This is a genomic window from Chryseobacterium sp. ZHDP1 (assembly GCF_018603435.1).
In the GTDB taxonomy this organism is placed as follows: Bacteria; Bacteroidota; Bacteroidia; order Flavobacteriales; family Weeksellaceae; genus Chryseobacterium; species Chryseobacterium indicum.
Genome location: NZ_CP075682.1, coordinates 1,325,300 through 1,347,033, shown reverse-complemented (window position 1 = coordinate 1,347,033; position 21,734 = coordinate 1,325,300). Strand labels below are relative to the sequence as shown.

At 34.6% G+C, this 21,734-nt stretch carries 27 protein-coding genes; 17 read left to right on the top strand and 10 right to left on the bottom strand.

What is annotated here, in order from left to right; genetic code table 11:
- The first annotated feature begins 27 nt into the window (after positions 1–27).
- From KKI44_RS06070 to KKI44_RS06055, 4 genes are all read left to right on the top strand, one after another.
- Positions 28–585 carry a DUF6932 family protein gene (locus KKI44_RS06070; RefSeq protein WP_214590304.1) on the top strand — a complete coding sequence of 186 codons (558 nt, stop codon included), beginning with the start codon at positions 28–30 and terminating at the stop codon, positions 583–585.
- Complete coding sequence (locus KKI44_RS06065) at positions 582–1,502, top strand: hypothetical protein (protein WP_214590303.1); 921 nt, start codon at positions 582–584, stop codon at positions 1,500–1,502. The genes KKI44_RS06070 and KKI44_RS06065 overlap by 4 nt, the downstream gene beginning before the upstream one ends.
- A 518-nt stretch (positions 1,503–2,020) precedes the next feature.
- Entirely contained in the window at positions 2,021–2,362 is a 342-nt protein-coding gene (locus tag KKI44_RS06060; RefSeq protein ID WP_214590302.1) for an RNA polymerase sigma factor, read from the top strand.
- 143 nt (positions 2,363–2,505) lie between these two features.
- Positions 2,506–3,129, top strand: a complete 624-nt coding sequence (locus KKI44_RS06055) for a DUF4142 domain-containing protein (protein WP_214590301.1) — start codon at positions 2,506–2,508, stop codon at positions 3,127–3,129.
- Positions 3,130–3,245: 116 nt separating this feature from the next.
- On the opposite strand, the gene KKI44_RS06050 is transcribed toward KKI44_RS06055, so the two are convergent.
- From KKI44_RS06050 to KKI44_RS06040, 3 genes are all read right to left on the bottom strand, one after another.
- Positions 3,246–3,425, bottom strand: a complete 180-nt coding sequence (locus KKI44_RS06050; RefSeq protein WP_214590300.1) for an SDR family NAD(P)-dependent oxidoreductase — start codon at positions 3,423–3,425, stop codon at positions 3,246–3,248.
- 25 nt (positions 3,426–3,450) lie between these two features.
- Complete coding sequence (locus KKI44_RS06045) at positions 3,451–3,969, bottom strand: CinA family protein (protein ID WP_250902171.1); 519 nt, start codon at positions 3,967–3,969, stop codon at positions 3,451–3,453.
- 73 nt (positions 3,970–4,042) lie between these two features.
- Complete coding sequence (locus KKI44_RS06040) at positions 4,043–4,426, bottom strand: low affinity iron permease family protein (protein ID WP_214590299.1); 384 nt, start codon at positions 4,424–4,426, stop codon at positions 4,043–4,045.
- A gap of 181 nt (positions 4,427–4,607) precedes the next feature.
- Here KKI44_RS06040 and KKI44_RS06035 point away from each other — a divergent pair, with 181 nt between their 5' ends.
- Positions 4,608–5,213 (top strand): hypothetical protein, encoded by a 606-nt coding sequence (locus tag KKI44_RS06035; protein ID WP_214590298.1) that lies wholly within the window; start codon positions 4,608–4,610, stop codon positions 5,211–5,213.
- A 104-nt stretch (positions 5,214–5,317) separates the two neighbouring features.
- On the opposite strand, the gene KKI44_RS06030 is transcribed toward KKI44_RS06035, so the two are convergent.
- From KKI44_RS06030 to KKI44_RS06000, 7 genes are all read right to left on the bottom strand, one after another.
- Positions 5,318–6,745, bottom strand: coding sequence for a tetratricopeptide repeat protein (locus KKI44_RS06030; RefSeq protein WP_214590297.1), 1,428 nt, complete (start codon positions 6,743–6,745; stop codon positions 5,318–5,320).
- A 434-nt stretch (positions 6,746–7,179) separates the two neighbouring features.
- Entirely contained in the window at positions 7,180–7,515 is a 336-nt protein-coding gene (locus KKI44_RS06025) for a helix-turn-helix domain-containing protein (protein ID WP_214590296.1), read from the bottom strand.
- A gap of 32 nt (positions 7,516–7,547) precedes the next feature.
- The gene (locus KKI44_RS06020) at positions 7,548–7,868 is read right to left on the bottom strand and encodes a hypothetical protein (RefSeq protein ID WP_317195192.1); all 321 of its coding nucleotides are present in this window, start codon (positions 7,866–7,868) and stop codon (positions 7,548–7,550) included.
- Between the two features lie 304 nt (positions 7,869–8,172).
- Positions 8,173–8,745, bottom strand: coding sequence for a hypothetical protein (locus tag KKI44_RS06015; protein ID WP_214590294.1), 573 nt, complete (start codon positions 8,743–8,745; stop codon positions 8,173–8,175).
- A gap of 80 nt (positions 8,746–8,825) precedes the next feature.
- Positions 8,826–12,692 (bottom strand): DUF11 domain-containing protein, encoded by a 3,867-nt coding sequence (locus KKI44_RS06010; protein WP_214590293.1) that lies wholly within the window; start codon positions 12,690–12,692, stop codon positions 8,826–8,828.
- 63 nt (positions 12,693–12,755) lie between these two features.
- The gene (locus KKI44_RS06005; RefSeq protein ID WP_214590292.1) at positions 12,756–13,283 is read right to left on the bottom strand and encodes a hypothetical protein; all 528 of its coding nucleotides are present in this window, start codon (positions 13,281–13,283) and stop codon (positions 12,756–12,758) included.
- Positions 13,284–13,648: 365 nt separating this feature from the next.
- Positions 13,649–13,924, bottom strand: coding sequence for a hypothetical protein (locus KKI44_RS06000; protein ID WP_214590291.1), 276 nt, complete (start codon positions 13,922–13,924; stop codon positions 13,649–13,651).
- A 96-nt stretch (positions 13,925–14,020) separates the two neighbouring features.
- Here KKI44_RS06000 and KKI44_RS05995 point away from each other — a divergent pair, with 96 nt between their 5' ends.
- The 12 genes from KKI44_RS05995 to KKI44_RS05940 all read left to right on the top strand — a co-directional run bounded on the left by KKI44_RS05995 (position 14,021) and on the right by KKI44_RS05940 (position 21,613).
- Entirely contained in the window at positions 14,021–14,692 is a 672-nt protein-coding gene (locus KKI44_RS05995; protein WP_214590290.1) for a MarR family winged helix-turn-helix transcriptional regulator, read from the top strand.
- Between the two features lie 9 nt (positions 14,693–14,701).
- Positions 14,702–16,171: a phytoene desaturase family protein gene (locus KKI44_RS05990; RefSeq protein WP_214590289.1), complete on the top strand. Its 1,470-nt coding sequence runs from the start codon at positions 14,702–14,704 to the stop codon at positions 16,169–16,171.
- Between the two features lie 2 nt (positions 16,172–16,173).
- Positions 16,174–17,010, top strand: coding sequence for a phytoene/squalene synthase family protein (locus tag KKI44_RS05985; protein WP_214590288.1), 837 nt, complete (start codon positions 16,174–16,176; stop codon positions 17,008–17,010).
- Positions 17,011–17,035: 25 nt separating this feature from the next.
- Positions 17,036–17,506, top strand: a complete 471-nt coding sequence (locus KKI44_RS05980; RefSeq protein WP_214590287.1) for an SRPBCC family protein — start codon at positions 17,036–17,038, stop codon at positions 17,504–17,506.
- Complete coding sequence (locus tag KKI44_RS05975) at positions 17,506–17,964, top strand: sterol desaturase family protein (protein WP_214590286.1); 459 nt, start codon at positions 17,506–17,508, stop codon at positions 17,962–17,964. The genes KKI44_RS05980 and KKI44_RS05975 overlap by 1 nt, the downstream gene beginning before the upstream one ends.
- Before the next feature lie 2 nt (positions 17,965–17,966).
- The gene (locus KKI44_RS05970; protein WP_214590285.1) at positions 17,967–18,674 is read left to right on the top strand and encodes a lycopene cyclase domain-containing protein; all 708 of its coding nucleotides are present in this window, start codon (positions 17,967–17,969) and stop codon (positions 18,672–18,674) included.
- 182 nt (positions 18,675–18,856) lie between these two features.
- Entirely contained in the window at positions 18,857–19,186 is a 330-nt protein-coding gene (locus tag KKI44_RS05965) for a rhodanese-like domain-containing protein (RefSeq protein ID WP_214590284.1), read from the top strand.
- Positions 19,187–19,230: 44 nt separating this feature from the next.
- Entirely contained in the window at positions 19,231–19,467 is a 237-nt protein-coding gene (locus KKI44_RS05960; protein WP_214590283.1) for a hypothetical protein, read from the top strand.
- A 24-nt stretch (positions 19,468–19,491) separates the two neighbouring features.
- The gene (trxA, locus tag KKI44_RS05955) at positions 19,492–19,788 is read left to right on the top strand and encodes a thioredoxin (protein ID WP_087711139.1); all 297 of its coding nucleotides are present in this window, start codon (positions 19,492–19,494) and stop codon (positions 19,786–19,788) included.
- 1 nt (position 19,789) lies between these two features.
- Positions 19,790–20,491, top strand: a complete 702-nt coding sequence (locus tag KKI44_RS05950; RefSeq protein ID WP_214590282.1) for a thioredoxin domain-containing protein — start codon at positions 19,790–19,792, stop codon at positions 20,489–20,491.
- A 3-nt stretch (positions 20,492–20,494) separates the two neighbouring features.
- Complete coding sequence (locus tag KKI44_RS05945) at positions 20,495–21,079, top strand: TlpA family protein disulfide reductase (protein WP_214590281.1); 585 nt, start codon at positions 20,495–20,497, stop codon at positions 21,077–21,079.
- A gap of 174 nt (positions 21,080–21,253) precedes the next feature.
- The gene (locus KKI44_RS05940; RefSeq protein WP_250902170.1) at positions 21,254–21,613 is read left to right on the top strand and encodes a hypothetical protein; all 360 of its coding nucleotides are present in this window, start codon (positions 21,254–21,256) and stop codon (positions 21,611–21,613) included.
- Positions 21,614–21,734 lie beyond the last annotated feature (121 nt).

Below are 21,734 nucleotides of genomic sequence, written 5' to 3'. Positions count from 1 at the left end.
TTAAAAACAATAACCTTATTTTATAAGATGCCAATTCCTGATTTTGACCATAATAATGTTCTGCCTCCACATTTAGGAAACCCCGCTTTAATAAGTGATATATCTCCTTATGAATGTACTACTTTAGAGTTGTGTAAAAAATTTTCTACATCGCCTCACAGAGTGAATTTGTTAGAAAAGTTTATAGAGTTTAGAATGAAAATGAGAGATTCAGGTATGAACTGCGGATTTCAATGGATGGACGGTAGTTTTTTAGAAAATATTGAGGTGTCAGAATCCAGACAACCAAGAGATATTGATGTTGTTACCTTTTTTCAAGGCTTAACAATTCCACAGCTATATGACATTAAAGTTGTTTTTCCAGAGTTTTTTAGTCCAAAATTAGCCAAAAACATCTTCTTCTTAGATCATTATTTTGTACCAATAGACCATGATCCGATATCTACTGTTGAATCGGCAAGATATTGGATACAGTTATTTACACATAAAAGAAATGGAATTTGGAAAGGTATGTTAAAAATACCCTTAGATACGACAACAAATGATATAGAAGCACTAAATTATTTAAAGTCACTAAGATCATGAGTTTACATAATAGAAGACAAAATATTAAAGCTGAAATAATTGATACTGAACGGTTATTAGAAATGGTTCGTTCTCATCCATTGATGGCTGATAGCTTACAAGAAAAAATTGAGATGTTGAACGACGAGCTAAGCAAGATACCTGATATTATACACGAACCAGTAATGCAATTTTTATTTAGTGGTAATGCAGTCTATGGCTCAGATGGTATTAAATCAACATTTGTTAGTAAGATTACGCAGCCTGTCCAAGGACTAGTTCAGACGCAGTTAGCTATCAACAAATATGGTAAAGTTGGCAAAAGGGGACGTACAAAGAAAAAGGTTAAAAATGATCTATATTTAACAGGATTGCCAAAGGGTTCGTTTGGAATAGAGTTGACTAGAATTGATTACGATGAACATGATCTTTATGATCTGGTTGACACTTCAGAAGCTATGAAAGATGTAATTAATTTAATTAAGAATACTGCATTAGAAGAGGATCTATTTTCTGAAATTATAGAAAAAACACCAAAAAGAAATCTAAGCAACCTAAAGAAATTTTTACAAGAGGTGGTAAATGAAAATTCTATTTTAAAAATGGATAGTGGTGAAGTTCATGTAGAATTGAGTAATGAACAAGTAAATAAAGCTTACCGAAGAATATCTACAGTTATTGAAAATGAAGATGAAATAATAATAGAAGGTGTATTGCGTGGAATGTTATTAGATTCTAATAAATTTGAAATTCTAGATACAGAAGGAAAACCAATTTCGGGATATATAAATAATGAATTAGATGAAGAAACTCTTATAGAATATGATCGCTTATACCTTAACCAAAATTGTAAAATTCATTTAAGAGTTTATTATATTAATTATGCTTCTAAACAAGAAAAAATTGAATATGAATTGTTAGAAATTGAAAGAGTTTAATCCGCCAAAAAAATGTTTCTTTTGTTGTGAAAGTGCTTAGTAATATCTTGGCAAAAGCTTTTTCTACTAACATTATACCTTGAAGTTTGTAAATGACTGTAATATTTTTTTATATTAAAAAGAAATCAAGTGTATAAAATTTTGTATCTTAATGTAATAAAATAGTCTACACAATTTAAGTTTAAGAATAGCCGATTAAACACACTTAAGATATATCCTCAGCTCATTGTTGGGGATTTTTTTATTACAAGTGATGATATTTTAATCTCGTCATTTCAGAAAATTAAAATTTCTAGCATAGCATTTGTATAGTAGATTTTATCTGATCGTTTAGATAGAAATCGTAAAATTTTATTTATAGAGTGTAGAGATTTGTCAGTTGCGTTGATGTTCTGTTCCTATCATTTTTAAATTTCTGATGACATTGGATGACGTGAAAAATAGTATGATTCAGTACCATATCGCAACCACCACATGACAAAATTAAATACCGAAATCAACTCAGCAGAGGTCGCCTTGTGTATTTTGATAAAGAAAAACCGGCAGCAGGATTTGAAAAACTCTACAAAAGCTACAGCAGTATATTGTATGGTCTTGCTTTAAAATCGGTTTCTTCTAAAGAACTTGCAGAAGAGATTGTTCAGCGTACCTTCGTTAATGTCTGTAAACAGATCGATTCTTTTGCAGATCAGAAATACACCTTCCATATTTGGATGATCCGGAATCTTATTGCTACCATCAAAGATTTTCTTTCCGAAAAACAGATTGAATATAATTTTACCTTACATCAATTTCCTGAATTCAGCTTCGAACTGAAACAACAGGTTCCTTCTTCTCAGACAGAAATCAGCGGTTTCTGATAAATTTTTTTTAATATCTAATTTAAATCAATAATTGTGGTATCTGTTCTGCTGCTATCTTAAACTTTTGGCAGACAAATTGTTACACATTAGAAATCAAACATAAAATATCCTACAAATTAAACCACAAACATATTAATATTATGAAAAATTCAATTCTAAGTATTCTTGCTATCGCAGCGATGGTAGCCTGTAAAAAAAATGAAACGACCAATGTAGACACTTCTGCGGACAGCACTGCAATGACGGCACCCGCAGATTCGGGAATGATGAAAAATGATTCCGCAAATGCAGCAGCTACACAGCCGTATTCTGCTTCCAAAACCTCTCTTAGCGATCAGGATAAATCGTTTGCCGATGCTGCAGCAAAAGGAGGAATGATGGAAGTGATGATGGGAAAACTTGCGGCAACAAATGCAGAAAATGCCATAGTGAAATCATTGGGTGAAATGATGGTAAAAGACCACAGCAAAGCCAATGATGAACTTAAAAAATGGGCATCCACAGCAGGATATACACTGCCGACAGGTTTAGATGCAGATCAACAGAAAATGTATGATGATCTGAAAGCTAAAAAAGGAAAAGATTTCGACAAAGCCTACACCGATCTTATGGTGAGCGATCATAAAGAAGATATTGCAGCGTTTAAAAAAGAAGCTGCCTCCGGTGGTTCGGAAGCATCTCTGAAATCTTTTGCCAGCAGTACACTTCCTACTTTAGAACACCATTTAATGGAATCTGAAAAAGCAAAATCAGCAGTTAAATAGGAAATACCTTCTTAAATAAATTACAAAACTATTCTCAGCATTTATTTCTGGGAATAGTTTTTTTATAACCTTTTTTAAACCAATTTCAGAATTATCTCTTTACATTCATCAGGAATTTAATTTTTTCCGAAATCTGCAATTTCTTTCTGGGTTTTTTCTGCATCTTTCGTGTCTTTATAATGAATGAAAGCAATATTTGCTCCTTCCTTTGCGAATAGCAGTGCTGTTGCTTTTCCGATTCCGCTGTCTGCTCCGGTTATAAAAACGTTTTTTCCTTTTAGCTGTAAACTTTCCATATATAATATTTGTGGTGTGATGGTGTTAATTTTCTTTCTCTTTCATTGTCAGCTGTTTTTCCATTTCAACTTTCAGGCATTCCAGAATAAATTCACTGTAACACATTTGGGCATTAATCGCTTCTTTTCTGGAATTAAGATTCATTTTGTGGGAAAAGACTGTTTTATTTTTATAGACAAAACTGAAATAAGCAAAAAGCCTGTGTTCTGATTCTTCCACTGGAGTTGCATAACCTGTAATGGCAATTCCCCAATCGGTATGAAATAAGTCCGTAACATTTAAAGCCATGGTATCTGCAATATTCTGCGAAACACAATCGTTCTCTTCTGCTTCTTTTCGGTCAATTTTTAAAAATCTTACTTTTTCTTCCAGCGTATACGCCGTAATTCCGCCCTTGAAAAAAGTTGAGGCATCTTTAATCTGCGAAAATGAAAACTGTAAAAACCCAGCCGTTACACTCTCTGCGACAGAAATGGTTTCTTTGGTTGTCTGAAAATAATTTCCTGTAAATTCTAATAGATCGTTCCGGAGATTCATCATCATAAATTATTTAATAGATTTAGAATACTGATTAAGCTTAACAGCAACAAAATATTCAGCTGCATCATCCTCCGTCTCAGGCAGGATCGTCCTCTTTTCTCTTGGGAAGCTTTCCGAATTTTTCATAAAGTTTATGAAGTTCGTCCAGTTCATCTTCTGTAAGATCTTCGATATCTACAATTCTGTTATTAGCCTTATCATGCGCTTTAATCAGTTCATTAAGTTTAATCTGGATGGCTTTTGAATCTTTATTCTGAGCTTTCTGGATAAGAAAAACCATTAAGAAGGTAACAATTGTGGTTCCTGTATTAATAACCATTTGCCAGACCTCCGAAAATTTAAAAAACGGACCCGTTGCAGCCCAGATAATTACTAAAACACTTGCTCCGATAAAGGCTTCGGGACTTCCGGCAAAACATGCAGACCGATCTGCAAATCGGTCGAAAAAATTCTTTTTCATAAAATAACACTTCGTTTACAATTCTTTTCTGTTGATTCTGTAAACCGAATTTCGTTATTCCTGAATAATAAATGTATGATTATAATCAATTGATAAATAAAATACATGATTGTGATTCTGCTCATAATCAGCTGCAGTATTGTATGCTAAATTTGTAACAGATCATCACAAAGAAAGAAATATGAAGCCGAAGCAGATTCCGGGAGTTCCGATACAAAAGAAAGGAGGATTCCACGATACCGAAAGTACGAAACAGTTTAAGATTTTAGAAATCAACTCAAAATTTGCTGTTCTCAAAGAACGTTTTTTTTCTATAAACCGATGGAAAGAATACTGTGGTCATGCTTCAGCAGATTTTAAACATTTTGATGCTTCCGGAGAATTGGCAGACCGTTTTCCTAAAAAAGGAGATTTTATAAGAATTGCCATTCCCGGTCCCGGAACGGTGGAAGCTAAAGGATACGACTGGGTAGAGATCATTAACATCTCGCATCGGGATACAGACAAAAGCGAATCTTATCTGATGATGTGCAGACCGTCTAAAGAGCCCAATAAGCTGAAAGGTTATGTTGCGCATTTTTATACGCCTGCAGCCACTTCCAGTATGTTGATCTCCAAAGAAGGGAATATATTGAAAGCCGCAGTATACGGGAGAAACGAAAGACCGAATTTCAATACATCTTTTTGGGATAAGATAAGAAATTTTTTCATCGCTCTTGGCGGAATTTTCGGGTTCGGAAAAATGCAGTGGAAGATTCTCGCCGACGGCTTGCTGGATTTTGAATAAAAAGTTATTTATACACTTGTTTTTTCACACCATTTACTTTTCTATTTAACTCCTCAGATTTTTGAGGAGTTTTTGGTTTAAAGTATTTTGAAAATAATTTTTTATCAGTACAATCTGTTTCCGAGATTTTTGAACCACAATTCTGTAGTTTCTTCTGCTGGAATATTCAGTTTTGTTCTCAGATTGTGCTTTCTGTTTCGAACAGTACTAATGGTTCTATAAGTATAACCCGCGATGTCTTTTGTATTAAAGCCAAGATAAATGAACGCACATAATGTAAGTTCTGATACTCTTAATTTGGGATCTATCTTCAGGAGTTCATTGATTACTTCAGGATATACTTCCTGAAAGCGGGTGAAAAATTCAGGACTGTTACTTTTAGCAAGCTGGATAATATCTTCAAAAGATTCATTTACTTTTTGCTGTAGCTGTACATTTTCTTCTTCTTTTGTGTTCAGTAACGCAATGTTTTCTTTTTTTCGGGCATTGTGCCTTTTTAAAGTATAACTGTAAATAGCTAGAAATAAAATAATAGTTAAAGCTATAAGGATATATAATTTAGTATAAGTTTTCTGGGTACTGATTTCTTTTTCCTGAATAATTTTTTTAATAGGGAAATCCTGTATTTTTTGTTTTTCGGTGGAAAGACTGTCGGTAATTACAGTATATTTTTCTAAACTTAGAGCAGCTTTAGCGGGCTGATTCATCAGTTTATAAGCATCTGCCAAAAGTTTGTGGGTATCTTTTATGTCTTGAGGTTTCTTTAGCTTTCTGGAAATCTCAAGCGACTTTTCAAGATAAGAAACTGCACTTTTATAATCTCCTTTTTCTAAGTAATACCGTCCCCAATTCCTGTCTAAAATTGATATTTCGAATGGTGTAAGCTTCTTCAGAGTATTGTATTTATTTCCCAAATCGAGATAAAACTTTGCAGAATCTGTATTTTTTTTTAATGAAATGAAATATTTTGCGAGCCTTGAAGCAGTGTATGTCGAAGGATTTATTTCATGAGCTTTACGAAGATCAGAATACATTCTGGCATAATCTTTCTGTTCTTCGTAAACAACAGACCGTAATCCGTAGCAATACCCCAGATTTATTTTATTGTTGGTTTTTTTTGCGACATCAATTGCTTTCTGATAATAATCCAAAGCAAGATTATAAAAACCTAAATTTTTATAATTCCTTCCATATTCGGCATTTATCTTTGTAAGAATATCATCATCCTTCAATCCTTCATTTTTTTTTGCAGCAATATCCAGATAAGCAAGACTTTCTTTTGTATTGTAAAGATTGCTGGATACATTGGCTGCAATAAAGTATGTCTTTAAAGCTTTCTCTTCGTCTTTCAGCTGTTCATATCCTGAAATTAATTCTTTGCATAAAACTAAAGATTCTTTCAGTTTTCCTTCTGAACGCATCACCAGAAGACGGTTGAAAAGAGAATCAAGCTGTTTTTTAGGTTTCTGACCCAAAATGAAATTTGAAAAAAACAGAATAATGAAGAAAAACAATCCTTTATTTAATTTCATAAACTAATAAAATCAATCATTTAATAAAATTACTTAAAAATTAACAGCATTTAATTACAATTTAAAAAAAGACAGATAATTAAATCTGCCATTTTGATATTCCTTTGAAAAGATTTGATTTTATCGAATGAAAAATATTTTTTATTGCTTTTATAATCAATCGAATTTTAAGTTTTACCTAACAGTATTTTCAAAATAAGAGTAAATTTTTAATATAACCTTACTTGATTTCTAGGAAATAGTTAAAAAGCAAAACTCTTTTCGTTACCGAAAAAAGTTTTGCAATTAATAAATAATCATTTGTGCTTCACCTCCTTTTTACAAGAGCAAATAAAGACAATAAGTTGTTTGAATTCAAAAAACGCTGTGTCTATTTTATATCTATTTGTGCCAATGTTTTGAAAATCAGTTTATAATTATAATTTTCTTAATATTTAGGTCAAATTCTTTTTTTCGTAAAGCTTTTTCCATTTATAAATAGTGTTTCTGCTTATCTTAAATTGAGTGCAGGTTTCTACATTATTCAGATTATACTTTTTCTGGTATTCAATAATTTTTTTTATGTCAGATTTCTTGTAGGATTTGTGCCTTTGATTTTCATCTTCTGCCTGAACTTCTTTTCCGAAAATAATTGTGTTGAGGTTGATGATATCAAAACTGGACAATAATTTTTTTCTGAGAATTCTTTCACATTCTTTACGTTTTTCGGGATATTTTTTCTCCAGAATATCTGAAAATATGAGTTTATAATTTGGCTGAAGTTCTTTCATAATTTTGTTTTTTATTTAGAATTGAATAAAACTTATTTATTCAGTGTTTCATATTTATTAATCCATTTATACAAAGTTGTTTTGGGAATTCCGTATCTTTCGATTACCTGAATTTTACTCAGTTCTCCTGAGTTGATCCGGTTCAATATAAAATCTATGATTTCTTTAGTATAAATATTTTTCCGAAAAGATGGGAGACTCGACTTCAATTTTCTTTTTTTTACCAAATGCGATCCGGAAGTAGGAGGAGAATACAGGATAAGATGTTGGCTGTATATCCTAAAAAAATCATATTCCAGCAACTTGCACCATTTTAGAATAATTTTAGACTCCAAACTTTCTGAATTAAGCATACTTTCAATTTCAGGTTCTGATAAACTAAAAAAATTACAGACGCGCACAATATCAATCTGGCTATCGGTTATTTTTTGACGAATGAGTGTGCCGATATGGATATCTTTAAAATTCAAATTTTATTAATTTTTAATTTAACAATCAAATAAAAGCGATAATTTTACATAAAGAAGAAAACATAACCTATTACTAATTTTTGCAGTTTTTTATAATCAGTAATTTAAAATGCTATTCTTTTTTATAAGAAGTCCGATTTGAGAATGGCTAAAACGGACTTTATATAAGTATAAAAATTTATATTTCTCACGGCTTCCAAAACGTCCATTTTTGTCCGTTAAAAATAATTAGCCGATGTTTCGTTGCGTCTGTTGGATGTTTAAGAAATGCCATCATCCCCGGAGACGGATTTTTAATATTGGTAAAATTGGAGACTATTGGTAAAACCAATGCTTTATTTGGGGAATCCAATACCAGAACACCGTCCGTAGATGTGCCTGAATTTCCGATAATTGCCCTTGCTCCGCTGAAGTCATTTAAAGGCAATGCCTGTGGTGTTTTTACCGTATTTTCTATGGCAGCGGAGTAGCCGGAACGGATGCTTAAATCTGTCCAGCCCGTATTTTCATTTTTTACTTTTACTTTATATTCTGCATTTGAAGAAACATCAAAAATAAAAGTTCCTCCTTTAGAATTATTGGTTCCTGAAGGTACGGTTTCTGTATAAGGAAGAATAATGCCTTTGTCGTTGTCTGTCCCGAATTCCAGCAAAACGGAAGTACTGCTTACATTTCCTACGGAATTTGCAGATCCTATTCTTACCTGCGAAAAAGCTTCTACGAATATCAGAACGAATAATATAATTGTGGTCTTTTTCATTGTTTAAAATTTAAATTAATAAAAACGATAATAAAGCAACCGGATAAATATGATCTAAACGGTTGCCAAAAATGATTGAATTAAGGACAGCCTTGCGAGCTGAAGCATTTCCAGCCTTCGCCTGCGCCGGCTCCTGTGTAAATTTTCATACATCCTGCCCCTGCATTTTCGTCAGTATCGAAAACCATCATTCCCACAACCGGAATAGCAATCGTAGTCTCCGGACTGGAGTTTCTTGTAATGACGAAACCTTTTGTTTTGGCTTCCAGTGCGGTATACGCTGAATTTCTGATCATCGGCCAGCTTGTATTGCTTCCTCCGGCTCTGCCCAAAATGGTAATTCCCTGCTTTACAGGATAGGTTTGTCCCGCTGCTAAAGTGGGATCTTCATAGCAAACACATCCGTTTACCAGTGCATTCTGAGAACTACCGATGCTTTGTCCGGTGGTATTGCTGTATCCTGTCGGTAATGATGAAAATTGCGGAAGACCAATATTAATTCCTGTTGTGCTTACACATGTTGCAGAAGCACAGAGATTTTGGTTTATGGTTGTACTTCCTCCGCTGAGTGATCCTCCTGCAGTTACCAGTTCAGAATTGGCAATATCGGCTCCTCCTTCGCCTGCATCAGAACAGCCGTCTGCATCGGAGTCCAAATCTAAATAATCCGGAATACCGTCGCCATCAGTATCACTGCATGAGTTTATTACTACAGATCCCATTCCGAGATCTCTTACCTGAGAACCGTCACTGTTAGCTACAAAAGTAAATACCAAATCCCCTGAAACGGGAGTACTGTTTGGTAAAGCAATAATAAGATTACTATTCGCAGATTTTGTAGAGTTTGATGTTACTAACGGAAGGGAAGCTATATTTACAGATGCTCCGTTATTAGCTGTAACTACAGGTGATGTTGTATTATTAACAGTAGCGGATGAAATTGTTGCGTAAACTGTTCCTGCATACGAAACGGTGAAGGTAAAACCTCCTGTATTATTACCTTGTGTGGTTCTAAACCAATATAGATTGTTTAGATTGATAAAAGTAGTACCGAAAACACTGGATAGGTTTCTTGATAAAGTAGTTGTTGTTCCTGCATCTCTTCTAAATTCAAGACCATTGGTGTTAAGATTGACTCTTCCCGTACCTGAACCCCAAGTACCGCCATATGTACCATCAATAGTCCAGTCAGGTACTGTATCTGTATTACCACCTGTAGTTGGAAAAGTACTATTAAGAATGGTGCTTCCGCTGCATTCTGCCGTATCCAGAATTCCATCATTATCATCGTCTAAATCGGTACTGTCTGGAATTCCGTCTCCATCCGAATCTGGATTTACTGTTGCTGTTGAAGAATTGTTTGCGGAAACAGGATCAGCCTGTGTAGATGTTCCGCTAATTGTAGCCGTGTTAGCATAGTTTCCTCCTGCTTTTACAGTTGCTGTAATGGTAAGTGTTGCATTGGCTCCGTTTGTTAGGTTTCCAATAGTCCAGTTCGGAGCTGTCCATGTTCCTGCAGAAGTTGTGGCACTTACGAAAGTATAACCGGAAGGTAAAATATCATTTACTACAACATTACTTGCGGAATCCGGACCTACATTACTTGCGGTAATGGTAAAGATTACATTGCTTCCTACTCCTGCTATTGGACTATTTACCGTTTTTGTTACGGCTAAATCTGCAATTATTGCTGCAGCTCCAAATTCTGAAGTATTTCCATTAGCATCGATAGCTATTGCTACTAATTTATCACCTGATGAAAATGTAGCTCCTGAAACAAACGTTAACGTCTGATTATTAAAAGCATTTGCAACTCCTGTAATGCTTCCTAAATATTGAACTCCCTCACCGTGACTGGTTACTCTGGTACAGACTCCACCTGTAATTGCTCCATTTTGGTCGCCATCATCAGCAACTTTATAAAACTGAATGGTTTTATTTCCTGCAATGGTAGCTCCTGCTGTAGATTCATTTCCATTACATATGCTTATATATCCTGAAACATCCAGAGTTGTAGCGGATGTAATGCTATAAGCAGTAATTACAGGATAATCCAGTAATAAATTAGGCTGATTGGCTGTTGTTACACCATCATTGGGTGATACGCCATAATCATTCGCAGTTCCGTTCCAACTTGCCAGATCTATAGGTAACCCCGTATTATTATAAAAAACATTTCTCGAAATCCTGTTGTTGTTGGATGCATTGGCAGCGACACTACTGCTATTGGTAATCATCACACCGCCACGTATCGTTGCTCCGGATTTATATCCATTATTGGCAATAATATTAGCTTCAATATCATCCCTTGTGTTATCATCATTAGATCCTATAATATTATTGTTAGCCCCATTTCCATTTGAGTTTATATACACTCCTGCATTTCCGTTTCCTAAAGCGGTTGTTCCGTTTGCTCCTACACCTATATAATTTCCTGCAACAATATTATTACTTACCGCAAAGTTATTGGATGCTAAATAAACTCCGGCTCCGTTAAGATTTCCGGAAATTATATTTCGTTCGGACGCATCTTCAACACCATCACTGTCGGTTCCTATCCTACAATTTGTAACACTGTTTAAGCTTACTCCGGCTCCGGTACTAAAAGTTAGTGCTGTACCGAATGTTCCGTTTGGTAATGCTGTGTTTCCTGTGGCATCAACCCCTATATAATTACCTGCGACGACAATATTATTTGTTCTTGTATCTAAAGTTGCACCTGCAAGAGTAGCAGCAGCAACAGCTCTGCCGCCATTACCAGAAATTACATTTCTTACAAACGGGGCATCAACAGCAGTATGAATTCTGTCATCGAAACCTATAACAATATTATTAGGTGCAAATAACCCGGCTCTTTGCTGAATATTAATTGCTGGATAAATGCCATCTCTAGTGGCATTCGGCTTTGCCGTTGTACCTGTATAATCGGTTCCTATATAGTTGCCTGCAATGTTGATTCCGCTTGCACTTTCCATTTGAATCCCATAAATAGTGCTTCCGGAAATAATATTTCTTTCCGCTGCATCAGATATACCATTAGCATCAGTTCCTATTGTTACATTGGTTCCTACTGTACCAATAAATGAAATTGGGCATCCTTCTGCAACAGGTACATTTTGTCCGATTGGTGAAACCGTTGTGCCATCTGGTAAAAGTCCGAAATAGTTACCTGCTACTTTGCTGTTATTTAGTGTTAAACCCACATCTCCATAAAAAAATATTCCGTTAACACTACCGCCGGCAACAGCATCACGATAAGTATTGGCAATAACATTGCCTTCATTAGCGTCATTTGTACCACCATTTGATCCTCCATCACCGTTAGTTCCGATAATTAGATTGGAAATAGTTGCGGCTACAGAAGTCGAGCCAATGAATAAAACAGATGATTCTAATCTTGTGTCAGCTGGAGTAGCACCAACACTGCCGTTCCCAAGCAATCCGAAATAGTTACCCCAAATATGCAATCCGTTGATATTCGCCGGTACGAAAATACAAACTCCTTTAGTATTATACATCGCCAAACCGCTGATGGAAGATCCATCTGATCCTCCAACAAATGCAAACATATGTGTCGTAATATCATTTCCATTGATCTGAATTCTGATACTGCGACTGCTTGATGGCCCTAAAGGGCCTTGCGCTGCAGAGGCTGCCGTATATCCCTGAATACTTACTTGTCCTGTAATGTCAGGTAAAGATGATGTTAAAGTAATTGTATGAGTCCCGGTTCCTAGCCCGCTAAACGTAATAATATCAGCTCCGGGATTTGCATTAGCTTGTGTAATGCAGTATCTTAAGGTTCTTACTGTTGAAGAACCAGTTCCGTCTCCATTGTTATTTACATCATAAGTCGAGGCTTTTAAACTGTGAATAGAGAATAGTATCAAAAATAGAGCAAAGCTGAATTTTTGATATTTTCTATAAAAAATTGTAAAGAATTTCATTATTTTAAAAATTTTATTTATTGGTTTTCATTACCAAAATATTTCAACAATTTGTTTTTTTATTTATATTGACAGAGTAGGAGGTGGTCTTACTGAAAAACTGCAATAGTTAGTTTGAGAATAAAAATGAAAGATTTGTGAGTTTAAAATTTTAACTTCTCTGTAATAATAACTCTGGTTTACAAAATATTTTATTACAGCTATATCTATTATTTTAAAAATCGACGTAAAAGTAACAGCAGAATTTTGCCTTTCAGTTGTTTTAAAGCTATTGTTATTATTTAGTGAACTTTTAAAAATTTTGTCGAAAGATTTTTGCTCTGTTATTTGTTTATTGGCTAAGTTTTTATTCACCAAAACAGTTTTTCCAGAAACAGCTTTATTTTTATTATCTTTTCTATGATATTTTTTCTTCTTTGTTTTTTCAGGTGAATTTTTAGCAGGTACTGCATGGGAAATCGGAACCCCTTGTATGAGAGAATCTAATAATGATTCTTTTTCTGCATAAATATGTGCTCCTTCTGATATAAAAATCTGAGAGAAATGGAACTGCATAAAAAGCAATACAAAAACAGTAAAAACTTTTTTCATTTTAAAAAGTTTTTTGCAGATTGAAAAATAAAACGGAACAATAGTGATGATTGCATTTTCTGCTTCAAAGGAACTTAAATAAACCTATTCAAAAGAAAAAAGTATATATCTATTGTGTATCTATTTAATTATAAGTATTTGTAAAACAGTGTTTTATTTTTTTTATTTAACATAATGGTTATTTTCCTTCGACTGTAATTCTTTTTTTGAAAAATTAATAAGGAACTTTTATAGACTTATTTAAGAGATAAAAATACAGATATACAAAGTCTTAAATAAGTAAGTACTTTTCAGAATTCCATCTACAAAAAAGCGCTCTGAAATTTCAGAACGCCCTTCATAAATTTATTTTATCAAATGTTGTTTTAAGAAATATGGGAAGCGAACATCTCTTTATTAAGATGTGCGATGTGTGCTTTCAAAAAAGCATGAAGCTTAGGATTTTCCACAATATAATCGGAGAATGTAGGGACAATCATAGACTTATTGGAAACAATATTCTGCATGATTTCATATTCTTCTCCAAATGAAATGTCCAGCCCGAATTCCTTCTTTACACAGGAATGCAGATAATCATTGATATATTTTTTACAGTCACCGGATGAGGTTTCTTTTACATCAGAATTAGTTTTCATATCCATAGTTAATAATTTTTAAAGATAATGAAAAAATATTTAAGTGTATAAATATTTATTATTTTAAATTAAATAGTATATTTGTATACTAATTTTTACGAAATGGAATATTCTTTGATTAAAGACATAATAGGATTATTAGAAGAATTTGAAGCTGAAAATTCGGGAAATATATATTCTAAAGATGTTGAAGGATTCAAAACCTGGATACATGATAAAGAATCTTCTAAAAATCAGGATAAGCAAAATGATCCCTACTGGGAAGGAAAAGAAAATGGAAGAAGCCCTGAAAGTGCTATTAATACACTTTTGGTACATCTTAACAGATATGCAAAAACTTATTCTAAATCTGCAATCGCGGATTCTGAATTTTCTACGCAGGAAGAATTTATTTACCTTATCAATCTGAGATCTTTCGGAAGAATGACCAAAACAGAGCTGATTAAAAAAAATATTCAGGAAAAACCTGCGGGAATGCTCATTATTGCCAGATTATTAAAACAGGGATGGATCGAACAGACCGAATCTGATGATGATAAAAGAAGTAAATACATCAGCATTTCAGAAAAAGGGCTGCTTGCTCTTGACAAACAGATGGAAAAGATCCGAAACGCAACTAATATTGTTGCCGGAAACCTAAATTATACAGAAAAAATGGAACTTATACGTATTCTTAATAAACTTGACCGTTTTCACCATCCGATATTTTCCAGAAATATCGACAGCAAAGATCTTATCAATACGGTTTATCAGGAATACGCATTTAAAAACTAAAACAAAACTATGAGCAGAAAAGTAGCAATTATCGGTTCAGGATTTTCCGGCTTGTCGGCAGCTTCCTATTTATCCAAAGACGGATATGAAGTGCATGTTTTCGAGAAAAACAGCGAAGTGGGAGGCAGAGCAAGACAGTTTACAACGGATAATGGTTACGTATTCGATATGGGACCAAGCTGGTATTGGATGCCCGATATTATCGAAGCTTTTTTTAATGACTTCGGAAGGAAATCTACGGATTTTTATGATCTTATTCCTCTGAATCCTCAGTTTGAAATGGTTTTTTCAGACGGAGTGATGGGAATTCCTGAGAATTATGAAGAGATGAAAAACCTTTTCGAAAGCATAGAAAAAGGCGCAGGAAAACAGCTTGACGAATTCATGAACGACGCCCAGTACAAATATGAAGTCGGAATGAAAGATTTCGTAAACAAACCCTGCCATTCATGGTTTGAATTTGTTTCTCCGAAAATTGCGAAAAGTGCTTTAAAATTAGATTTACTGACGAATTTTCAGCGTTTTGTAAGAAAATACTTCAAAAATCCTAAACTTATTATGCTCATGGAATTTCCTGTAATTTTTTTAGGAGCAGCGCCGAAAGATATCCCCGCTCTTTACAGTTTAATGAACTACGGCGGTTATAAATTAGGAACTTGGTATCCGATGGGAGGATTCGCAAAAGTTACGCAGGCAATGATGCAGATCGCTTCTGAGGGCGGAGTCCATTTTCATTTCGATTCCAACGTTGAGAAAATTATTCTTGAAAATAACAAAGCGGTCGGTCTGAAAATCAATGGTGAAGAATTAAGATTCGACACGGTAATTGCTTCATCAGATTATCAGCATACCGAAACTTTACTTCCGGAATCTCATAGAAATTATGACGAAAAATATTGGGAAAAAAGAGTTTTTGCACCTTCCTGTCTTATCTATTATTTAGGATTTAGCGAAAAAATTCCCAATCTTACGCATCACACTTTATTTTTTGAAAATGATCTTGAGCTTCATACAAACGAAATTTATGAAGATAAAAAGTGGCCTACCAAACCATTGTTCTACGCTTGCTGCCCTTCAAAAACAGATAAAGATACCGCGCCGGAAAACGGAGAAAACGTATTTCTTTTGATGCCTGTAGCGCCGGGAATAGAAGATTCTGAAGATATGAGGGAGAAGTATTTCCTTGAAATGATCTCAAGACTGGAAAAACATACAGGAACTTCAGATCTTATTTCTAAATTAGAGTATAAAAGAAGCTATTGCGTAGAAGATTTCAAAAAAGATTATAATGCATACAAAGGCAATGCTTACGGTCTTGCCAATACCTTATCACAAACTGCAGTTTTAAAACCATCTGTAAAAAACAGGAAAGTAAAAAACCTTCTGTATACAGGTCAGCTAACGGTTCCGGGACCGGGAGTTCCGCCATCCATTATATCAGGTAAAATAGTCGCCAGAGAAGCAAATAAATTGAATTAACTATGAAAAAACTTTTTGATGACCTGTCTTATAAAATCAGCAGGGAGACAACCAGACAGTACAGCACCAGCTTTTCTTTAGGAATTATGGCGCTTTCTCCGAAAATACGAAACCCGATCTACGCCATTTACGGTTATGTTCGCCTTGCCGACGAAATCGTAGACAGCTTTCACGATCATGATAAGCAGAAACTTCTTTCAAAATACAAAGAAGAAACATTCTGTGCTTTGGAAGATAAAATTTCTCTGAATCCGGTGCTTCATTCTTTTCAGGAAACCGTACATCAGTATAAAATTGATTACGCCCTTATTCATCAGTTTCTGAAAAGTATGGAAATGGATCTTCAGAAAATAGATTATAATTCAGATTTATACAAAGAATATATTCTGGGTTCTGCGGAAGTGGTAGGATTAATGTGTCTTCATATTTTTACGGAAGGAAATATTAATGAATTTGAAAGACTGAAGCCTTATGCCATGACGTTAGGATCAGCTTTTCAGAAAGTGAATTTTCTTCGTGACATGAAAGATGATTATCAGATCTTGGGACGCTCTTACTTCCCGAATGTTGATATTTCATACTTCGATAATGCGGTAAAAGCCCAAATTGAAAAAGAAATTGAAGAAGAGTTCAAAATTGCTCTAGAAGGAATCAGAAAACTTCCTCCATCCTCAAGATTCGGAGTTTATCTGGCATACAGATATTACATTTCGCTTTTCAGAAAGATTAAAAAAACGTCCGCTGCCAAAATTGTCAATCAGAGAATAAGAATATCCAACGGAAGAAAGCTTTCTTTAATGATGAGCAGTTACGTACAATATAAAACTTCTTTTTTGTAGATACATTTACTTACACCCTTGAATAATGAGACACAGACTATACAAAGAACAACAGCTGAATTGTGATATCGAAACCGCATGGAAATTCTTTTCTTCGGCAAATAATCTTTCCAAAATTACCCCGAAAGAAATGAACTTCGTAGTATTAACCAAAATGGAAAACGATGAAATCTACGAAGGAATGAACATCGATTATTACGTTTCACCACTGTTCGGAATAAAAATGAAATGGAGAACGAAAATTATTCAGGTAGATCATCAGAAAAGTTTCACCGATTTTCAGGAACAGGGACCTTATAAGCTGTGGCATCATCATCACGAGTTTATTCCGAATGAAAATGGTATTTTTATGAAAGATACGGTAGATTACGAACTGCCTTTGGGATTTTTGGGAGAAATTGCACACACTGTTCTGGTAAAGAAAAAAGTGGAAGATATTTTCACGTACAGATATCAGATTTTGGAAGAAATGTTTAATAAAAATACTGCGGAATAATGAATTTTCTAATTGTAGCAGCCACATTCTTCATTATGGAAGGAATGACGTGGATCATTCACAAATATGTAATGCATGGTTTTTTGTGGTCACTTCACAAAGACCATCATGATCACAGCAACGACGGACCATTGGAAAAAAACGATTATTTCTTCGTTATTTTCGCTGTTCCCACGATTATTCTGATGTATTACGGAACCATGCAGAATTTTAACCACTGGTTTTACATCGGAGTTGGAATTGCTTTGTACGGAATGGCGTACTTCTTCGTTCATGATATTTTTATTCATCAGCGTTTTAAACTTCTTCGAAATACGCAGAATCCATACCTTTTGGCGATCAGAAGAGCACACAAACAGCATCATAAACACACAGGAAAAGAAAGAGGGGAGTGTTTCGGATTCCTTTGGGTTCCGGTAAAATATTTCCGAATGTATTTTAAAAAACAAACCACCTGAAAATGCTTCAATATACGTATCTGTTAATCAATTTTTTTACGGTTATCGTCTGTTTTATTTTTTCTTTCCACCATAAGATAAAATTCAACAGGCATTTTAAGGCATTTATCCTTGCGTCGTCTATTGTAGCCCTGTTTTTTATCGTTTGGGATATTTGGTTTACCAAAATAGGAGTGTGGTGGTTTAATGATAAATATCTTCTGGGACTCAGAATTGTAAACCTCCCCATTGAAGAAATTTTATTTTTTATCTGCATTCCTTTCTCTTGTATTTTTACGTATTTCTGTCTGGATAAATTTTTCAGGCTCGACTGGAAACCCGAAATGGAGAAAATATTCGTTATTTTTTCCATCGTTACTTTGGTTATTCTGGCATTGTACTGCAAAAACAGAATTTATCCTTTCATGACGTTTTTAACGACAGCAATCAGTCTTTTTATGCTGTATTTCATCTTAAACGCAAGATGGATCGGCAAAGCTTCTTTTATTTATCTGATTCTGATGCCCGGATTTCTGGGAGTGAACGGAATTCTTACCGGAACAGGACTCGATTCTCCGATTGTAAACTACAATCCTGAACATTTTCTGGGAATCAGAATTTTGACGATTCCGATTGAAGATACGGTCTACGGTTATGAAATGATTCTATGGAATATTTTCCTGTTTCAGAAGTTTAAAAAGAAAGAACAGGCGATAGAAGAAACTGCATAATTTTATCATCATCAAAATAATTTTCCCGTTAAATCTATTTTTTCTGGTCACAGTTCTTCGGAGTCTGTGGCTTTTTTTTCGTCAATCTTTTTTTCAGATTAATTTAGAAAAATAGTTATGTAACAAAAGTAGCAGTAAAGCCGTTTTTAAATCCTGAAATTTGTTCGGAAAATATTTTAAAAATGAACTTATTATCCATATTATTTGGCAAAAAAGATAACTCCGCACTGGAAAATGCATTGAAGAACAATCCTTTTCTGGTCGACGTGAGAACTCCTTCCGAATTTGCTTCAGGAAGTGTAGAAGGTGCGGAAAATATTCCGCTGAGCGAAATTAAAAATCAGATTTCAAAGTTTAAAAACAAAAGCCAGATCATTGTATTCTGCAGAAGCGGAAACAGAAGCAGTATGGCAAAAGGAACACTGGAAAAAAATGGTATTTCCAATGTGGTGAATGGCGGAAGCTTAGAAAATGTGGTAAAAACGATGCAGAAAATCAAAAATATAGGTTGATTTTAAGCAGGAATAAAATCTTCAGTAAAATAAAAAATCAAAAAATGTTTCAAAATCTATTTAAAAACTGGAACTTTGTAAGACTTCTGCGGTTGGCAATGGGAATATTCCTCACCATTGAAGCCGTAAGATCAGGAATGTGGTTTCTGATTATTACAGGAGTGATTTTTACAGTGATGCCATTGCTGAATATCGGATGCTGTACAGGAGGAAGCTGTTCGGTTTCCGCCAAAAATCATAAGCAGATTAATGATGAAATTGAATATGAAGAAATCAAATAAAACCATTAATAAACAAAATAGAATATGAACAAATTTCAGGAAATCATCAGTCAGGACAAACCCGTTTTGGTAGATTTTTTTGCAGAATGGTGCGGTCCGTGCAAAATGCAGGCTCCCATTCTTCAGGATCTTAAAAAAACAATCGGAGATTCGGCAAATATCATCAAAATAGATGTCGATAAAAATCAGGCAGTTGCCGCACAGTTCGGAATCAGAAGCGTTCCTACTTTAATGATCTTCAAAAACGGAGAAGTGAAGTGGAAGCAGTCCGGAGTCTTTCAGGCAGACGAATTGGAAAGATTAATAAAACAAAACATTTAAAATGTACAGAAACATCATCATTGCATTCTTCTTAGTAATCCTTACAGGATGCGGAAAGGCACAAAGTATAACAGATAATGTACTTCCCGCAACAGAATTTTCCCAGAAACTCGATAAAACCAAAGACGCACAGTTAGTGGACGTAAGAACCTCCGGAGAATTTAAAAACGGACATCTGAAAAACGCAATGAATATCGACTGGAACGGAGGAGATTTCATAGAAAAAGCCGCCGCTTTAGATAAAAACAAACCTGTTTTCGTTTATTGTATGAGCGGGCCGAGAAGTACCGCCGCCGCCGCAAAGCTCAGAGAATTAGGCTATAAAAACGTCTACGAAATGCAGGGCGGAATGATGAAGTGGAGAAACGCAGATCTTCCTGAGATCAAAACTTCAACTGCAAAAGGAATCACTCTTGCACAATACAATGATTTGTTGAAAAGCAAAACACCCGTTTTGGTAGACTTTTATGCAGAATGGTGCGCTCCGTGTAAAAAAATGGAACCTTTCCTCAAAAAAATAGCTGCCGAAATGCCGGACAAGGTAAAGATCGTAAGAATCAATGTCGATGAAAACACAGAACTCTGTAAAGAACTCAATGTTTCTGCGCTTCCGGTTCTCAAACTTTATAAAAAGGATAAAATCGTTTGGGATAATCTGGGATTGGTGACCGAAGATGAGGTAAGAAAACGGATTACACAATAAACCATGGAGAAATCTCTTCTGTGGATCAGAAAAAGCTGGAGTACAGTGATTATGATTGCTGTACTCATCCTTTTATGGGTAAATCCCGATGCAAAAGCATGGGTGATGAGACAAATGATTTCCACAGGATTATTCAATTCGAAAATCGAAGAAAAGACAGAAGAATCTTCACTTGTACCGCCGAATTTCAGTGTAAAAAATGAGCGCGGAGAAATAATTGAAACGGCTCAGCTCAGAGGAAAAGTAGTTTTCATCAATTTCTGGGCTTCGTGGTGTCCTCCTTGCCGCGCAGAATTTCCTTCCGTTCAGAAACTGTATGACCGGTACATACCAAATGAAGATATGGTATTTCTTACAGTAAATCTTGATGATGAAATGATTTTGGGTAAGAAATATCTGCAGAAAGAAAAATTCAGTATTCCTTTTTTAGTTCCGAACGACAGTATTCCTAAAGAATTATACAGCGGCTCTATTCCGACAACCACTGTTCTGGACAAAACAGGGAAAATAAGAATGCATCATTCCGGAATGGCAGATTACAGCAAATACTCATTCTATCAGGAAATTGAACAGCTTTTGAAAGAATGATTTAAATAAAAATAACCTTAGCGATCCTTCGTTAACAATCAATGAAATTAATAATGGATAATCAATAAATCTTTTGTGCCTAAGGAAAAAAATTCAGGCAGACTATAATTTAAAACCATTCTTAACGAAACATTTTATAATTTTGCAGAAGTGAAAAAACTGATCTAAATACTATTGCTTAGTTTATACTTGGTTTCTACAACCGAGCTGTATCAGTTTTTGAAAATTCCGGTTCTTATTGAGCATTATCTGGAACACAAAGAGCAGAATCCGAAACTCACCATTGGTTCGTTCTTCAAAATCCATTATGACAATCCTGTAAAAGATTCAGATTACACCAAAGATCAGCAGTTACCGTTTGTTTCCCACGCAGCGCATCTTATCATCGTATGTACACCTGCGACACCTTTTACGTTTCAGTTGTCCGACAAAGAATCCAATCCGATTATTAAATCCAAACAGACTTTTTATAAAAGCATCTTTTACAATAAAGATATTCTCAATTCTATCTGGCAGCCGCCGAAATCTTGTTGATTTTTTTCTGAATTCCTCTCAAATATCACTTTGGGAGATTTCTGATACTTATTGGTAAATTTTTATACAGTTTTTTTTATTTGGGCAGCTTGATCCGCCCTCCGTTCCCGCTTTTTGTAAT

Bases quoted from the DNA above. Each gene is read 5' to 3' on its own strand.
- KKI44_RS06070 (WP_214590304.1), top strand. From the start codon at position 28: ATGCCAATTCCTGATTTTGACCATAATAATGTTCTGCCTCCACATTTA.
- KKI44_RS06065 (WP_214590303.1), top strand. From the start codon at position 582: ATGAGTTTACATAATAGAAGACAAAATATTAAAGCTGAAATAATTGAT.
- KKI44_RS06055 (WP_214590301.1), top strand. From the start codon at position 2,506: ATGAAAAATTCAATTCTAAGTATTCTTGCTATCGCAGCGATGGTAGCC.
- KKI44_RS06050 (WP_214590300.1), bottom strand. From the start codon at position 3,425: ATGGAAAGTTTACAGCTAAAAGGAAAAAACGTTTTTATAACCGGAGCA.
- KKI44_RS06045 (WP_250902171.1), bottom strand. From the start codon at position 3,969: ATGATGATGAATCTCCGGAACGATCTATTAGAATTTACAGGAAATTAT.
- KKI44_RS06040 (WP_214590299.1), bottom strand. From the start codon at position 4,426: ATGAAAAAGAATTTTTTCGACCGATTTGCAGATCGGTCTGCATGTTTT.
- KKI44_RS06035 (WP_214590298.1), top strand. From the start codon at position 4,608: ATGAAGCCGAAGCAGATTCCGGGAGTTCCGATACAAAAGAAAGGAGGA.
- KKI44_RS06030 (WP_214590297.1), bottom strand. From the start codon at position 6,745: ATGAAATTAAATAAAGGATTGTTTTTCTTCATTATTCTGTTTTTTTCA.
- KKI44_RS06025 (WP_214590296.1), bottom strand. From the start codon at position 7,515: ATGAAAGAACTTCAGCCAAATTATAAACTCATATTTTCAGATATTCTG.
- KKI44_RS06020 (WP_317195192.1), bottom strand. From the start codon at position 7,868: ATGCTTAATTCAGAAAGTTTGGAGTCTAAAATTATTCTAAAATGGTGC.
- KKI44_RS06015 (WP_214590294.1), bottom strand. From the start codon at position 8,745: ATGAAAAAGACCACAATTATATTATTCGTTCTGATATTCGTAGAAGCT.
- KKI44_RS06010 (WP_214590293.1), bottom strand. From the start codon at position 12,692: ATGAAATTCTTTACAATTTTTTATAGAAAATATCAAAAATTCAGCTTT.
- KKI44_RS06005 (WP_214590292.1), bottom strand. From the start codon at position 13,283: ATGAAAAAAGTTTTTACTGTTTTTGTATTGCTTTTTATGCAGTTCCAT.
- KKI44_RS06000 (WP_214590291.1), bottom strand. From the start codon at position 13,924: ATGGATATGAAAACTAATTCTGATGTAAAAGAAACCTCATCCGGTGAC.
- KKI44_RS05995 (WP_214590290.1), top strand. From the start codon at position 14,021: ATGGAATATTCTTTGATTAAAGACATAATAGGATTATTAGAAGAATTT.
- KKI44_RS05990 (WP_214590289.1), top strand. From the start codon at position 14,702: ATGAGCAGAAAAGTAGCAATTATCGGTTCAGGATTTTCCGGCTTGTCG.
- KKI44_RS05985 (WP_214590288.1), top strand. From the start codon at position 16,174: ATGAAAAAACTTTTTGATGACCTGTCTTATAAAATCAGCAGGGAGACA.
- KKI44_RS05980 (WP_214590287.1), top strand. From the start codon at position 17,036: ATGAGACACAGACTATACAAAGAACAACAGCTGAATTGTGATATCGAA.
- KKI44_RS05975 (WP_214590286.1), top strand. From the start codon at position 17,506: ATGAATTTTCTAATTGTAGCAGCCACATTCTTCATTATGGAAGGAATG.
- KKI44_RS05970 (WP_214590285.1), top strand. From the start codon at position 17,967: ATGCTTCAATATACGTATCTGTTAATCAATTTTTTTACGGTTATCGTC.
- KKI44_RS05965 (WP_214590284.1), top strand. From the start codon at position 18,857: ATGAACTTATTATCCATATTATTTGGCAAAAAAGATAACTCCGCACTG.
- KKI44_RS05960 (WP_214590283.1), top strand. From the start codon at position 19,231: ATGTTTCAAAATCTATTTAAAAACTGGAACTTTGTAAGACTTCTGCGG.
- trxA (WP_087711139.1), top strand. From the start codon at position 19,492: ATGAACAAATTTCAGGAAATCATCAGTCAGGACAAACCCGTTTTGGTA.
- KKI44_RS05950 (WP_214590282.1), top strand. From the start codon at position 19,790: ATGTACAGAAACATCATCATTGCATTCTTCTTAGTAATCCTTACAGGA.
- KKI44_RS05945 (WP_214590281.1), top strand. From the start codon at position 20,495: ATGGAGAAATCTCTTCTGTGGATCAGAAAAAGCTGGAGTACAGTGATT.